Raw genomic sequence first — 14,508 nt, forward strand, 5'->3', positions numbered from 1 at the left:
GTTACATCCCGCTATAAATGTCACAAATAATACGGCAGCCGGGATGTTTCGCATCATCTCAGACAGGAAATATCAATGGCTACACACTCTTCTCCTGGCCTGTTCCAGCGTATTGCGCAGGGCAGTCTGGTTAAACAAATCCTCGTAGGTTTGATTCTGGGTATTCTGCTGGCGTGGGCATCAAAACCCGCAGCCCTGGCAGTCGGCCTGCTCGGCACATTATTTGTCGGCGCATTGAAAGCCGTTGCACCAGTACTGGTGCTGATGCTGGTTATGTCTTCCATTGCCAGCCATACCAAGGGGCGTAAAACCAACATCCGTCCTATTCTGGTGCTCTATTTATTGGGGACATTCAGCGCGGCACTGTGTGCAGTGGTGGTCAGTTTTGTCTTCCCCTCCTCTTTGCATCTGACAGCAGCCGCCACTGATGTCACCCCGCCTTCTGGTATTGTTGAAGTATTGAAAGGCCTGCTGATGAGTATGGTATCCAACCCGGTCGATGCCCTGCTGAAAGGCAACTATATTGGTATCCTCGTGTGGGCTGTGGGTTTAGGTTTCGCTCTGCGTCATGCAAACGAAGGAACCAAAAACCTGGTTACCGACTTCTCACATGCCGTAACATTTATGGTGCGTGTTGTTATCCGTTTTGCACCGCTGGGTATTTTTGGCCTGGTTTCTTCCACGCTGGCAGAAACAGGGTTCAGTACTTTGCTGAGCTACGGCCAGTTACTGATAGCGCTGGTTGGTTGCATGATACTGGTTGCCCTGGTGGTTAACCCGTTACTGGTATTTTGGAAAATTCGCCGCAACCCCTACCCTCTGGTATTTACCTGCCTGCGCGAAAGTGGTGTAACAGCATTCTTCACCCGCAGCTCTGCAGCAAATATCCCGGTGAATATGGCGCTGTGTGAGAAGCTGAACCTGGATAAAGACACTTACTCGGTATCTATCCCACTGGGTGCAACCATTAATATGGCCGGTGCCGCTATCACTGTTACCGTGCTGACACTGGCGGCAGTACATACTCTGGGTATCGCAGTTGATTTGCCCACAGCCTTGTTGCTGAGCGTTGTGGCATCGCTGTGTGCCTGTGGCGCATCTGGTGTTGCCGGTGGCTCTCTGCTGCTGATTCCACTGGCTTGTGGGATGTTTGGTATTCAGAATGATGTCGCCATGCAGGTTGTTGCTGTTGGCTTCATTATTGGTGTACTGCAAGATTCCTGTGAAACGGCTCTGAACTCATCTACCGATGCCCTGTTCACCGCCGCAGCATGCCAGGCTGAAGATGCCCGGCTGGCCGACAGTAACCCATTACGCGGCTAAGCTTACTCAGTCTGTCCCTCCGGCCTGGCCGGGGGGAACATTAGCGCGTTTTCTCTACTAAAAATGGGTCGATCCCACGTTTCTGCATCTTCCAGAAGCGAATAATTGTCACGCCGTTGACGATTAAAAAACTCCCTTCTATCAGCGTACCGCCTATCGAACCCAGTAAGGCGTTGTGTGTCACCCAGCATGCTGTTGAACACCACATAACACAGCGTGTGGTCAGGCCTTTGCAACGAAATAACGCCCAGGTACTGGCAATAGTCCCAATCACTGGCAGCACTTCAAACCAGTGCTCAACATGGATGGTGCCTGACAACAATGTCAGGACGATAAAGATCCCCATCACCCATAAACTACGGGTACGCAGAGTGATTAAGGTCCGGATGGCATTGAGTTCCGCGCTGGCACCCGCCGGGAATGCCCCCATCAGGAAAAAATGAATACCGATAACAGCACTGTATATTGAAAGCTGTACCTTAAAACGCCGTTCATCACGATTGAGAAAAGTAGTTATACCAATCAAAAACGCAATGACCCCGATGCCCTGAGCAAGCCAATAGACTGACATGGGAAACCCTTAACAGTAGGAATAGATGATGCAAAAAAGAAACGGCGCTTCACCAAGTGAAACGCCGTTTTATTTTACGCCAGTGACGACATTTTACAATGTGACACCACTCTTGAAGATAGCCAGTTCACGGAAATCATTTTTCTCATTGCAGGTTTGTTTGCCGTCGGCAATATCCACAATAAGATCGATGAATTTTTCCAGTAATTGCGGCATCAGAGTTCCGTGCAGCAACTGACCGGCATCGAAATCTATCCAGTGTGGTTTTTTCGCAGCCAGTTCACTGTTCGTGGCAATCTTAACGGTGGGCACAAACCCGCCATAAGGTGTACCACGCCCGGTGCTGAACAGCACCATATGGCAACCCGCACCAGCCAGCGCACTGGTAGCTACGGCATCGTTGCCTGGTGCGCTTAACAGGTTAACACCGTGGTTTTTCAGGCGCTCACCATAACGCAGCACATCCACAACCTGGCTGGAGCCCGCTTTCTGCGTGCATCCCAGTGATTTCTCTTCCAGTGTGGTAATCCCGCCAGCTTTGTTACCTGGTGATGGGTTTTCGTAGATAGGCTGGTTATGGGCAATGAAATATTGTTTGAAGTCATTCACCATAGTGACTGTCTTTTCAAACGTACTTTCATCACGGCAATGGCTCATCAGAATACGTTCGGCACCAAACATTTCTGGCACTTCCGTTAATACTGTGGTGCCGCCATTGGCAACCATAAAATCAGAGAAACGCCCAAGCATTGGGTTAGCCGTAATACCAGACAACCCGTCAGAACCACCACATTCAAGGCCAAACTTCAGTTCACTGAGTTTACCTGGCTGGCGTTTATCATGACGCATCGTTTCATATAATGCCTGGAGGTGTTCAACCCCGGCTTCCACTTCATCGTCTTGCTGCTGGCAAATCATAAAGTGAACGCGTTCTTCATCGAACTCGCCCAGGGTTTCACGAAACGCGCTGATCTGGTTGTTTTCACAACCCAGACCAATAACCAGTACTGCCCCGGCATTCGGGTGGCGAACCATATTTTGCAGCATCGTACGCGTATTGATGTGATCATCGCCCAGCTGAGAACAACCGTAGTTATGGCCGAACAGGAAAACCCCGTCAATATCAGAGGCGTCATCATTCTCTTTCAGAAAACGCTGCTGAATTTGGCGAGCGATCCCGTTTACGCACCCAACTGTAGGCAGGATCCATAACTCATTACGCACACCCACTTCGCCATTGGAACGGCGGTAGATCTGAACATCGCGATCCCCCGCCTGCACCATGGATCCCAGTGCTTCAGGTTGATAGCTGTACTCGTCCAGATCGCTCAGATTGGTACGCATATTATGCGAGTGAAGGTGCTCACCTGGCCGGATATCAACCAGTGCATGACCAATAGGCAGACCATACTTAACGACGTTCTCGTCCTTTGCGATTGCCCGGATGGCGAACTTGTGCCCACGCGCAACAGGTTGAAGCAGGGTAATATCCTGCCCATCGACATTGACGATGGCCCCTTCGGCCTGGTCCACTAGCGCAACAGCGACATTATCTTGCGAATGGATCTTAATGTATTGCATATCAACCTCAGTTGAGACTTAGTTCAGTTCAATAGCAAAATAATCACGCGCATTGTTAAAGCAGATGTTTTTCACCATCTGGCCTAACAACTCGATATCTGCTGGTGCTTCACCCGCTTCGACCCAACGGCCAATCATCTGGCACAGGATACGACGGAAATATTCATGACGGGTGTATGACAGGAAGCTACGGCTGTCGGTCAGCATACCAACAAAGCGGCTTAACAGGCCCAACTGCGCCAGTTGAGTCATTTGGCGTTCCATACCGTCTTTCTGGTCGTTAAACCACCAGCCAGAGCCAAACTGCATTTTCCCGGCGATACCTTCGCCCTGATAGTTACCAATCATGGTACCCAGGACTTCGTTATCACGCGGGTTCAGGCAATAAAGAATGGTTTTCGGCAGTTGATTATTTTCGTTCTGTTTATCCAACAGACGAGCAAGCTCTTCAGCCAGCGGGCGGTCATTGATGGAGTCGAAACCAACATCCGGCCCCAGCAGTTTAAACTGGCGGGTGTTGTTGTTGCGCAATGCACCAATGTGGTATTGCTGAACCCAACCACGACGGGCATATTCCGCACCCAGCCACACCAGTACGGCAGTTTTAAACTGCGCAACTTCAAGCGCAGACGGTGTTGCACCAGTCAGGCGGCGAGAAAGGATGCCATCCAGCGTAGTTTCATCTGCATCGGCATACATTACGACATCCAGCGCGTGGTCAGACACCTTACAACCATGGGCTTCGAAGTGGTCCAGGCGTTTTTTCAGCGCAGTTTGCAAATCGCTGAAACGACGAATATCGGTGTCAGAAACTTCTGCCAGTTTGCCGATGTAATCAACAAAAGTAGCCAGTTCGATGTTAAAAGCTTTGTCCGGACGCCAGCTTGGCAACACTTTGATGTCAAAACTGGAATCAGCGGCAATGGCGCTGTGGTGATTCAGGGCATCGATTGGGTCATCAGTTGTCCCAACCATTTTCACGTTCATCTGCTTCATGATACCGCGAGCAGAGAAAGCATCTTCAGCGAGCAGTGCATTGCACTGTTCCCAAATTTCATCTGCAGTTTTCGGTGACAGCAGTTTACCTGTAATACCAAACGGGCGACGCAGTTCCAGGTGCGTCCAGTGGTAAAGCGGGTTACCAATGGTGTGCGGCACGGTTTCCGCCCAGGCGTTGAATTTTTCGCGGTCAGTCGCATCGCCGGTGCAAAGACGTTCAGCAACACCATTAGAACGCATAGCACGCCATTTGTAGTGATCACCTTTCAACCAGATGTCATACAAGTTTTTAAAACGATAGTTTTCTGCGACTTGCTGCGGGGGAAGGTGGCAGTGGAAGTCAAAAATTGGCTCATCCGCTGCGTAGTCATGGTACAAGCGACGGGCAAATTCAGTATCAAGCAGAAAGTCTTCAGTCATAAACCGAGTCATTATCGTTGTTCCTCTGGACACGTTATCGGATACCTAATCAGTATGGCTATAAAGTTATCACACCAATTCATTGCATCCGAGCAGAATTTTGTGTCCCCGATCACATAAACCATACAAATTATGTTTATTTAAAGTTAAAAAAAGGACCGCAGGCCGCGCCAGATGTGGCGTAGCTTATCTTCGTTTAATAACCCTGCCTTTAATGCACTTTTGTGATGGCTCTCAACTTTTAAAGCTGTATGACAAGTTATCTTTTGCCTCGTCAAGAACAGTAAATATTACGGAATATTTGGCGATGCGCTTTTATCGCTTCTGTGGGTATGGATGCCGGATGCTTTACACATTCTAACTAGCAAGGCATGGGCCATACCTTAGAGTCACTCTGGTAGAACCCTCCTGAATAAAACTCATATGCAGGCCTGGTCCTGCAATGCAACCGTGTGGCGCGGTTGAAAACAAATACTGAGGTTTGAAATGCGAAAGATCAAAGGCTTACGCTGGTACATGATTGCACTGGTCACGCTGGGGACAGTGTTGGGGTATTTAACCCGTAACACTGTCGCTGTGGCTGCGCCGACTCTGCAAGAACAGCTTCATATTACTACTCAGCAATACTCTTATATTATTGCCGCTTATTCTGCATGCTACACAGTTATGCAGCCTGTTGCTGGCTATATCCTTGATATTCTTGGTACAAAAGTTGGCTACGCCGTATTTGCTATCTTCTGGGCTGTCTTCTGTGGCGCAACCGCGCTGGCAGGCAGCTGGGGTGGCCTGGCTATTGCCCGTGGTGCAGTTGGTGCCGCAGAAGCAGCAATGATCCCTGCCGGCCTGAAAGCCAGTAGTGAATGGTTCCCGGCAAAAGAACGTTCTATTGCCGTGGGCTACTTCAACGTAGGTTCCTCTATTGGTGCCATGATCGCTCCGCCTCTGGTTGTGTGGGCAATTATGATCCACAGCTGGGAAATGGCGTTTGTTATCACCGGGGTACTGAGTTTTGGCTGGGCGATGCTGTGGTTGTTCTTCTATAAGCACCCGAAAGATCAGAAAAAACTGTCTGATGAAGAACGTGATTACATCATCGGTGGTCAGGAAGCTCAGCACCAAACCAATAACAGCAAGAAATTATCTGCCTGGCAGATCCTGCGTAACCGTCAATTCTGGGGCATCGCATTACCGCGTTTCCTTGCAGAACCGGCCTGGGGTACCTTTAACGCATGGATTCCGCTGTTCATGTTCAAAGCTTATGGCTTTAACCTGAAAGAAATTGCTATGTTTGCCTGGATGCCAATGCTGTTTGCTGACCTGGGTTGCGTAATTGGTGGGTATTTACCTCCGCTGTTCCAGCGCTGGTTCGGTGTTAACCTGATTGTTTCCCGTAAACTGGTTGTCACCATGGGTGCATTCCTGATGATTGGCCCGGGTACTATTGGCCTGTTCACCAGCCCGTATGTTGCTATCGCTCTGCTGTGTGTGGGCGGCTTTGCTCACCAGGCTCTGTCCGGTGCTCTGATTACGCTGTCTTCTGACGTATTTGGGCGCAACGAAGTGGCTACCGCTAACGGGATGACCGGTATGGCAGCCTGGACCGCCAGTACTCTGTTTGCCCTGGTGGTTGGTGCGCTGGCAGACAAAATTGGCTTCAGCCCGCTGTTTGCCGTACTGGCAGTGTTCGACTTGCTCGGTGCGCTGGTTATCTGGACGGTACTGAAAAATAAATCCGCTGAAGATATTGTGGATGAAGGTGGCGTCGGTCACACTGCGGCGCAAAGTTAAACCTGGTTCTCAAAAAGCCGCCTTCAGGCGGCTTTTTGTTAGCATCAAGTAGAGCCGGGAAGAGATAAGTGGTATAACAAATTAGTTTCATTATGTATCAGACCCCATCCTGGAGCCGCTTATGGAGATATCGGATTCTCGTCGCTTATATCAGCAACTGGCCGCTGAGCTAAAACACCGAATAGAAAGCGGCGTTTATCTTGTCGGAGACAAATTACCGGCGGAACGTTTTATTGCTGATGAGAAAAATGTCAGCCGTACAGTAGTACGCGAAGCCATCATCATGCTTGAAGTGGAAGGGTATGTTGAAGTTCGTAAAGGCTCAGGCATTCACGTTATTGCCAGCCAGGCCCGCTACAGCACCCAACCTGATGAGCGGTTTGAATTTGCCAATTACGGCCCTTTCGAGTTACTCCAGGCCCGCCAGTTGATTGAAAGCAATATTGCAGAATTCGCAGCCACGCAGGTTACCAAGCAAGACATCATGAAGTTGATGGAAATCCAGGAACAGGCGCGGCATGAGAAATGTTTCAGGGATTCACAATGGGATTTACAGTTCCATGTGCAGGTTGCTCTGGCCACCCAAAACAGTGCGTTAGCTGCAATTGTCGAAAGAATGTGGACACAGCGTGTTCATAACCCTTACTGGAAAAAGTTACACGATCATATCGATCTCAGAACTGTCGATCACTGGTGTGAAGACCACGATCAGATTATGCGTGCTCTGGTCAGAAAAGATCCCCATGCCGCTAAACTGGCAATGTGGCAGCATTTGGAAAATACCAAACAGATGCTGTTTAATGAAACCAGCGATGACTTTGAGTTCAATGCAGACCGCTACTTGTTTGCTGAAAACCCGGTTGTTCACCTTGAAGCCCCCGGTATCCCACACAAATAATCCGGCAATGAGCGAGAGATATTCAGGGCGTTAGTGTCAGCCTTTGTAAATACTCTCGCCAGCCTGCATTTTACCGCGCAAAATCAGCCCGACTGCTGCTAAATATTGTGACGCACAACATCTATATTTGTTACAATTGTACGCATTTTTCGTGGCCAGCCTGGCTTTTTGCTGCCTTTTGCCACGTATGTGATACGCCAGAGAAGGCTGTTTTTTATACGGTGGTATAGTTTGTACGGTGGTAAATAGTTTGCACGCTGAAAAAGTTGTTACAGCTGCATCCGCGCGACAAACCCATCCCTCCATTTGCCTCCTTCTGACGTTATTGGTTTTGACTGATGTGCCAGGACCCCTGAATGGAACTTTTTACACAACTCCTTAATGCACTCTGGAGTCAGGATTTTGAAACCCTTGCCAATCCTTCAATGATTGGCATGTTGTATTTCGTTTTATTTACGATTTTGTTCCTGGAAAATGGCTTACTCCCGGCAGCATTCCTTCCTGGAGACAGTTTGTTGATTTTAATCGGCGTACTGATTGCTAAAGGCGCACTTGCAGCCGTCCCCACATTGATTTTGCTGACCGCAGCAGCAAGCCTGGGTTCCTGGGTAGGCTTTGTTCAGGGCCGCTGGCTTGGCAACACTCGCCTTGTGCAGAAATGGCTGTCACATCTGCCCACCCATTATCATCAACGTGCCCACCACTTGTTCCATAAACATGGTCTTTCCGCGCTGCTTGTGGGCAGGTTTATCGCATTTGTTCGTACTCTTCTCCCAACCATTGCTGGCCTTTCTGGCCTGAGCAGCTCTCGTTTTCAGTTTTTCAACTGGATGAGTGGGTTGTTGTGGGTGCTGATTTTGACTGCACTGGGTTATCTGCTGGGTAAAACCCCTGTATTTGCCAAATATGAAGATGCGTTGATGTCCTGTCTGATGCTTATCCCGGTGGTGCTGCTGGTCTTCGGTCTGCTGGGGTCCCTGGTGATGTTGTGGAAAAAACGCAACGGGAGCAAAGGATGAAACTGTTCCGTCATTTAACCAACAACCGTGCCCACCTCGCTATAGTGGCCTTGTTACTGATTTGTGCCAGTACCGTATTCTGGGCCGCGACCCGCAAACCAGACACAACACTGGAAATTCGCCCGGCACGGGCTGGCGCAACAATTCCCGATGGTTTCTTCGTCTGGCACCACCTTGATGCCAATGGCATTCGGGTAAAAAGCATTACACCAGATAACAATAAGCTCGTGATTAAGTTTGATTCCAACGTGCAAAGCGAAGCCGCTGCCCGGGTTCTTTCCGCAACGCTTCCCCATGGGTATGTCATTACTCCACGCCAGGAACCTACTCCGTTTGATCACTGGCTGGCCCGTCTCGGTGTTTCACCCTCCAGAATTGGCTGACCTGCTTTACCGAATATTCTGAATATTTTCACTTACTTTGCCGTTTAGCTTCATCCTGACTATGCTTACCAGGCGATTTAAAAATACAAAATCGCTAAACTGACAGCATCTTCAACGGACTGGTGCCCCCTTGTTGCTGCTACCAGAAACGAACGGACGTGTTAACAATGAATTATCGCACCTTGCTGGTTTGTACGTTTACTTTGCTGTTTTTCTCCCCTCTGATACAGGCATCCACCGCCTGTCAGGACAAACAGCAAGATATATTGCGTGAGATAAGTTATGCGAAAAAGCACCACAATCAGCGCCGTATTGATGGCCTGAATAAGGCTCTGGCGGAGGTCAGATCCCGGTGCAGGGAAGAATCCCATCGCAACAACTTATCGGGTGAAAAACATAAAACCACTCATGCGCGATAAAGGCCCACTCTAACGGCAGACCAGCGTTACAGCAGGCACCTCAACATGTGTACAGGTGCCTGATTCATGGAACTGTGAATTAACTGGAGAAGCCTGTATGTCCAAAGATACTGAACAACTGCGTGATGAACTGAAATCCCTGGCTGATACCCTCGAAGAAGTACTGAATTCTTCAGGCGAGAAATCTAAAGAGGAAGTTGAGAAAGTACGCGCCAAAGCTGAACGTATGCTGAAACAGAGCCGGGTGCGGGTGACTGAAACCAGCGAAGCGGTACTACGCCAGACCAAAGAGGCTGCCTGCAAAGCAGATAACTATGTTCATGAAAACCCCTGGGCAGGAATCGGCATCGGTGCCGCTGCGGGCCTGGTATTAGGTATGCTGCTGGCGCGTCGTTAATGATGGGCGATTCTCCGACACAAGGGCCGGGAGGGCGTATTCTTGGTTCGGGAAAGCGTATTCTGTCGCTGCTGGTCTCCATGGTGGAGACCAGGCTTCAGTTAGCCGTAGTCGAACTGGAAGAGGAAAAAGCACGCCTGTTTCAGTTGCTTCTCCTGCTGTCACTGACACTGCTTTTCGCTCTGTTTGGCCTTGCCAGCCTGTTAGTGCTTATTGTTTGGGTTATTGACCCCCAATACCGGCTCTATGCCCTGACTGCAGCCACAGTGGTATTGCTACTCCTCGCACTCTTCTGTGGCCTTATGGCATTGCATAAATCACGGGCATCCACTCTGCTGCGCCAGACTCGGAAAGAGTTATCAAAAGACAGGCAGGCGCTGGAGGATACTCACCATGAGTGAATCACTTGCCGAGCGAAAGGCGCGGCTGACATTGCGTATTCAGCAACAACGCCTTGACTTGCTCAGTGCAGAGCGCGAGTGGCTTTCTGCCATGGCTCCGGTAGATGCTGGCTGGCGGCATCTGGCCCGCTACAAATGGGTAGCCATAGCCGGAAGTGGTGTACTGGCAACCTGGCAATTGCGCCACCCAGGAAGGCTGATACGCCTGCTAAGGCGTGGGCCACTGGTCTGGAGCACCTGGCGTTTAGTCCGTAACTTGCTGCGCTGACTGATAAAATCCCGCGGTTTGCCCGTGGGATTCACCGCATCCCAACACCGTCAATTTTTTTGAATTTTTCTGACAATTTTACTTGCTAACAATCTCCCTTCACTCTCTTTATTATTCAGCCATGGACAGCAAGGCACACTAATTACCTGCTGCTACTCAATAAAAACAAACTGGTTTTCTGGAGAGAGTAAGATGAAAAAATTCGAAAATATTGGTTTTCTGGTTGCACGCATCCTGATGCCAATTCTGTTTATCTATGCCGGCTGGGGAAAAATCAACGCTTACGGTGCAACTCAACAATATATGCAGGCAATGGGTGTACCGGGGGCTTTACTGCCGCTGACCATCTTACTGGAGTTCGGCGGTGGCCTGGCTATCCTGTTTGGTTTCCTGACTCGCACAACAGCTATTATTACTGCAGTCTTCACATTAATTACTGCGTTTATCTTCCACAGTAATTTTGCAGAAGGCGTGAACTCACTGATGTTCATGAAAAACCTGACGATTGCTGGCGGTTATCTGCTGCTTTTCATCACCGGCCCTGGTGCAATCAGCCTGGATCGTATCCTGAAAAAGAGCTGGTAATGGTTCAAAGCAAAAAGCGGAGAATGTCTCCGCTTTTGCTGTATCACGGCAACTGACAGTCAGCCCTTCACTTGTTTCTCGCTATGACAGTTTATGTTGGGAAGCCGGGTTAAAGACACAGAACAGAGGAAACAGACATGGGACAACTTATTGACGGAGTGTGGCACGATACCTGGTATGATACGAAATCAACAGGCGGGCGATTCAAACGCTCTGTCTCCGCTTTTCGCAACTGGATAACGCCAGATGGCACACCAGGCCCAACCGGAACCGGTGGGTTTGAAGCATCAACATCCCGCTACCATTTATATGTCTCTCTTGCCTGCCCCTGGGCCCACCGAACGCTGATTATGCGGCAACTGAAAGGGCTTTCTGATTTCATTCCCGTTTCGGTGGTCCACCCGTTGATGTTTGAACACGGCTGGACACTGGCACAGGATTTCCCGGGCGCTACGGGGGATAGCCTGTACCAGCATGAGTATTTATACCAACTCTACTTACATGCCGATGAACAATACTCTGGCCGTGTTACCGTCCCCGTACTGTGGGATAAGCAAAACCAGACGATTGTCAGCAACGAATCGGCTGAGATTATCCGTATGTTTAACAGTGCATTTGATGCACTGGGCGCAACAGCGGGAGATTACTATCCCGAATATTTACGTGCACAAATAGATGAGGCTAACGCCTGGATCTATGACTCCGTGAATAATGGCGTGTACAAGGCAGGGTTTGCGACGTCTCAGGAAGCGTATGATGAAGCGGTAGCCGGTGTGTTTACTGCGCTGGATAAACTGGAAGACCTGCTGGGGCAACAACGCTGGCTGGTTGGTAACCAAATGACAGAAGCAGATATCCGCCTGTGGACCACGCTTATCCGTTTTGACCCGGTGTATGTCACCCACTTCAAATGCGACCGCAAGCGAATCAGTGATTACCCCAACCTGTTTGCGTACTTACGGGATATTTACCAGATCCCCGGAATTGCCAATACCGTAAACTTTGACCATATTCGCCACCACTATTTTTGCAGCCATAAAACCATTAACCCAACAGGCATTATCTCCACAGGCCCGGTTCAGAATTTAATGGAGCCCCACGGGCGCGAACTGCAGTTTCCAGGTTAAATGGCAGGTTAAGTCGCGCGACAAAAACCGGGCCCGCGCCCGGTTCTTGCATTGATTCCACAAACTCCCCACCATTCATGTTCAAAAAGGTGAGAACTCAGCCATTCTCTGTGCCTGCAATTTGCCAGTTTTATTTTCAGTCCTATGCTTTATCTGGTGATTAAAAAGATCTTCTGACTGGAAAGGAGAGTGCAAATGGACTGGTATTTAAGCGCGCTGCGCAATTACGTTGGTTTTCAGGGGCGGGCTCGCCGCAAAGAATTTTGGATGTTTACCCTGGTTAATATCATTTTTGCTGCAGTTCTGGCAGTGCTGGACAATATGTTACACCTGCGTATTCATGAGCAGGGTGTATTATCGTCCTTGTATAGCCTGTTTGTGTTAGTTCCCTCACTGGCGCTGCAATTCCGACGCCTGCACGATACTGACCGTTCAGCCTGGTGGCTGCTACTGATGCTCATACCACTTATTGGCGCGCTGATTTTGCTGGTGTTCTATTGCCAGGAAGGTAACCGTGGTGCCAACCGTTTTGGCAATGACCCTAAAATAGCGATTAACTGACAACACAGAACCCGGTGTAACTCCCCGGGTTCTGATGCAAAAGCGTGGGTTATTTCATATGCGCGAACAACTTCGGTATTTCACGCAGGCACCATGACTTGGCCTCACCCATGCTGTCGCGCCGCCAGGCCATAATAATGTCAACTTCGCTGGTCGATTCGGGGCTCACAACCCGTAAACGCCCTTCCTCAATATCCTGTTTCACCAGCGGCCATGGCATGGTTGCCACCCCCATGCCATCCAGCAAGGCCCGGTGCTTATCATGAATGGTACTTACCGTAAGGCGCGGCTGTTTATCCAGCAGTTGGACGGTTAATACCGGGCGCTCCCGTGCGGTGTCAGCCACCGCTATGCCCCGGTATTTCACACGCGTTACCTCTGAAAGCGGTTCTGCCTCGTTATGGATAGGATGGTCTGCCGCTGCAACATAGACATTCTTCATGGAGTACAGCTTCCGGGAGTTAATCTCTGTTGAAGAGCGAAAATGCATGTCTGGTGCAATAACGATATCGGCACGCCCTTGCTCCAGGCGCTCCCAGGCACCAGCCAGTACCTCAGTCAGCAGAGAAAGCTGTGTATTGGCTTTTTCTGCCAGCCTCTCTACTAAAGGAAATAACGCAAAAGTAGGTACCAGCGCTTCAGTTACAATCGTCAGGTGAGTTTCCCACCCCCTGGCCAGTGCTTCGGCATCTGTTGTGAGTTTATCGGCCGCTTCCAGCAACACCCTGCCCCGTTCCAGCAGCATTCTGCCGACATTAGTGAATTTTGTACGGTGGCCTGAGCGGTCGAAGAGCACCACATCCAACTCTTCCTCAAGCTTTTGCATGGTGTAACTCAGTGCGGAAGGTACCCTGCCCAATTCATCTGCCGCTGCTGCAAAACTTCCCCGCCGGTCAATAGCATCCATCACTCTTAATGACTCCAGCGTGAGTGCGCGTTCTTTTGCCATCCTCTTCTCTTTCAGGAAATTTGAACATACCCAGCAGATTAACTGGCTAACAATGCAGCGTCCAGTTACTTAACATGGAGAGAGCAAAAAGAGGTTAAAACATGATTACGACAAGAACAGCAAAACAGTGTGGCCAGGCAGATTTCGGCTGGTTACAGGCACGCTACACTTTCTCATTTGGGCATTACTTTGACCCGGACTTACTCGGCTACGCATCGTTACGTGTACTGAACCAGGAAGTTCTGGCGCCTGGAGCTGCATTCCAGCCGCGCACATACCCTAAAGTAGATATCCTGAATTTAATTCTGGATGGTGAAGCAGAATACCGCGACAGCGAAGGTAACCATATTCGGGTTAAAGCAGGTGAAGCATTGCTTTTATCCACTCAGCAGGGTTGTAGTTACAGCGAGCATAATGCCAGTAAAGATAAATCCCTTACCAGGATGCAACTGTGGCTTGATGCCTGCCCGGAACGCGAAAATCCGTTAGTCCAGAAAATAACCCTGGCAGAAGACAAGCAGCAGTTAATTGCCTCACCAGATGGCAAACAAAACAGCCTGGTGCTGCGCCAGCAAGTCTGGCTCCATTATGTGAACCTGAAAGCAGGCGAACAGGCAGAGTTCCAGTTACATGGTCCACGGGCATATTTACAGTCTATTCATGGTACTTTTCACGCACAAACAGGCGCTCAGGAAAAGGCCCATATGACTTGTGGTGACGGCGCATTTATTAAGGATGAGGCACATCTAACCCTTGTGGCGGATACCGACCTGGAAGGGTTGCTGGTAGACTTGCCTGTATAACAACGCCATGAGAGAG

At 49.7% G+C, this 14,508-nt stretch carries 17 protein-coding genes; 13 read left to right on the forward strand and 4 right to left on the reverse strand.

Features of this window, described 5'->3' with window-relative positions; translation table 11 throughout:
• The first annotated feature begins 75 nt into the window (after positions 1 to 75).
• Positions 76 to 1,323 carry a serine/threonine transporter SstT gene (gene sstT / locus DT73_RS04795; RefSeq protein ID WP_036104729.1) on the forward strand — a complete coding sequence of 416 codons (1,248 nt, stop codon included), beginning with the start codon at positions 76 to 78 and terminating at the stop codon, positions 1,321 to 1,323.
• Positions 1,324 to 1,363: 40 nt separating this feature from the next.
• On the opposite strand, the gene DT73_RS04800 is transcribed toward sstT, so the two are convergent.
• The 3 genes from DT73_RS04800 to uxaC all read right to left on the reverse strand — a co-directional run bounded on the left by DT73_RS04800 (position 1,364) and on the right by uxaC (position 4,906).
• Positions 1,364 to 1,894 carry a YgjV family protein gene (locus DT73_RS04800; RefSeq protein ID WP_036104732.1) on the reverse strand — a complete coding sequence of 177 codons (531 nt, stop codon included), beginning with the start codon at positions 1,892 to 1,894 and terminating at the stop codon, positions 1,364 to 1,366.
• 93 nt (positions 1,895 to 1,987) lie between these two features.
• Positions 1,988 to 3,475, reverse strand: coding sequence for a UxaA family hydrolase (locus DT73_RS04805; RefSeq protein ID WP_036104737.1), 1,488 nt, complete (start codon positions 3,473 to 3,475; stop codon positions 1,988 to 1,990).
• Between the two features lie 18 nt (positions 3,476 to 3,493).
• Positions 3,494 to 4,906: a glucuronate isomerase gene (gene uxaC, locus DT73_RS04810; protein WP_036104748.1), complete on the reverse strand. Its 1,413-nt coding sequence runs from the start codon at positions 4,904 to 4,906 to the stop codon at positions 3,494 to 3,496.
• Positions 4,907 to 5,380: 474 nt separating this feature from the next.
• Between uxaC and DT73_RS04815 the strand changes: the two genes are divergently transcribed.
• From DT73_RS04815 to DT73_RS04870, 11 genes are all read left to right on the forward strand, one after another.
• Entirely contained in the window at positions 5,381 to 6,682 is a 1,302-nt protein-coding gene (locus DT73_RS04815) for an MFS transporter (protein WP_036104750.1), read from the forward strand.
• A gap of 121 nt (positions 6,683 to 6,803) precedes the next feature.
• Complete coding sequence (exuR, locus tag DT73_RS04820) at positions 6,804 to 7,580, forward strand: transcriptional regulator ExuR (protein WP_036104752.1); 777 nt, start codon at positions 6,804 to 6,806, stop codon at positions 7,578 to 7,580.
• 356 nt (positions 7,581 to 7,936) lie between these two features.
• Positions 7,937 to 8,599: a DedA family protein gene (locus DT73_RS04830; RefSeq protein WP_036104760.1), complete on the forward strand. Its 663-nt coding sequence runs from the start codon at positions 7,937 to 7,939 to the stop codon at positions 8,597 to 8,599.
• Entirely contained in the window at positions 8,596 to 8,982 is a 387-nt protein-coding gene (mzrA, locus tag DT73_RS04835) for an EnvZ/OmpR regulon moderator MzrA (RefSeq protein ID WP_036104762.1), read from the forward strand. The genes DT73_RS04830 and mzrA overlap by 4 nt, the downstream gene beginning before the upstream one ends.
• 167 nt (positions 8,983 to 9,149) lie before the next feature.
• The gene (locus DT73_RS04840; protein WP_051691275.1) at positions 9,150 to 9,401 is read left to right on the forward strand and encodes a DUF1090 family protein; all 252 of its coding nucleotides are present in this window, start codon (positions 9,150 to 9,152) and stop codon (positions 9,399 to 9,401) included.
• 97 nt (positions 9,402 to 9,498) lie between these two features.
• Positions 9,499 to 9,798, forward strand: coding sequence for a YqjD family protein (locus tag DT73_RS04845; protein ID WP_036104765.1), 300 nt, complete (start codon positions 9,499 to 9,501; stop codon positions 9,796 to 9,798).
• Between the two features lie 2 nt (positions 9,799 to 9,800).
• Positions 9,801 to 10,199: a phage holin family protein gene (locus DT73_RS04850; protein ID WP_036105131.1), complete on the forward strand. Its 399-nt coding sequence runs from the start codon at positions 9,801 to 9,803 to the stop codon at positions 10,197 to 10,199.
• Positions 10,192 to 10,467: a YqjK-like family protein gene (locus tag DT73_RS04855; protein ID WP_036104768.1), complete on the forward strand. Its 276-nt coding sequence runs from the start codon at positions 10,192 to 10,194 to the stop codon at positions 10,465 to 10,467. The genes DT73_RS04850 and DT73_RS04855 overlap by 8 nt, the downstream gene beginning before the upstream one ends.
• Positions 10,468 to 10,659: 192 nt before the next feature.
• On the forward strand, positions 10,660 to 11,052 hold the full coding sequence (locus DT73_RS04860) for a DoxX family protein (protein ID WP_036104770.1): 393 nt from the start codon (positions 10,660 to 10,662) through the stop codon (positions 11,050 to 11,052).
• 137 nt (positions 11,053 to 11,189) lie between these two features.
• Positions 11,190 to 12,179: a glutathione S-transferase family protein gene (locus tag DT73_RS04865; protein WP_036104773.1), complete on the forward strand. Its 990-nt coding sequence runs from the start codon at positions 11,190 to 11,192 to the stop codon at positions 12,177 to 12,179.
• 195 nt (positions 12,180 to 12,374) lie between these two features.
• On the forward strand, positions 12,375 to 12,740 hold the full coding sequence (locus DT73_RS04870) for a DUF805 domain-containing protein (RefSeq protein ID WP_036104776.1): 366 nt from the start codon (positions 12,375 to 12,377) through the stop codon (positions 12,738 to 12,740).
• Between the two features lie 49 nt (positions 12,741 to 12,789).
• Here DT73_RS04870 and DT73_RS04875 read toward each other — a convergent pair whose 3' ends face one another.
• Positions 12,790 to 13,689 (reverse strand): LysR family transcriptional regulator, encoded by a 900-nt coding sequence (locus DT73_RS04875; protein ID WP_036104778.1) that lies wholly within the window; start codon positions 13,687 to 13,689, stop codon positions 12,790 to 12,792.
• Positions 13,690 to 13,790: 101 nt separating this feature from the next.
• On the opposite strand from DT73_RS04875, the gene DT73_RS04880 reads away from it, so the two are divergent.
• Positions 13,791 to 14,492 carry a pirin family protein gene (locus tag DT73_RS04880; protein WP_036104781.1) on the forward strand — a complete coding sequence of 234 codons (702 nt, stop codon included), beginning with the start codon at positions 13,791 to 13,793 and terminating at the stop codon, positions 14,490 to 14,492.
• Positions 14,493 to 14,508 lie beyond the last annotated feature (16 nt).

It is taken from the genome of Mangrovibacter sp. MFB070, assembly GCF_000705335.1.
Classification (GTDB): domain Bacteria; phylum Pseudomonadota; class Gammaproteobacteria; order Enterobacterales; family Enterobacteriaceae; genus Mangrovibacter; species Mangrovibacter plantisponsor.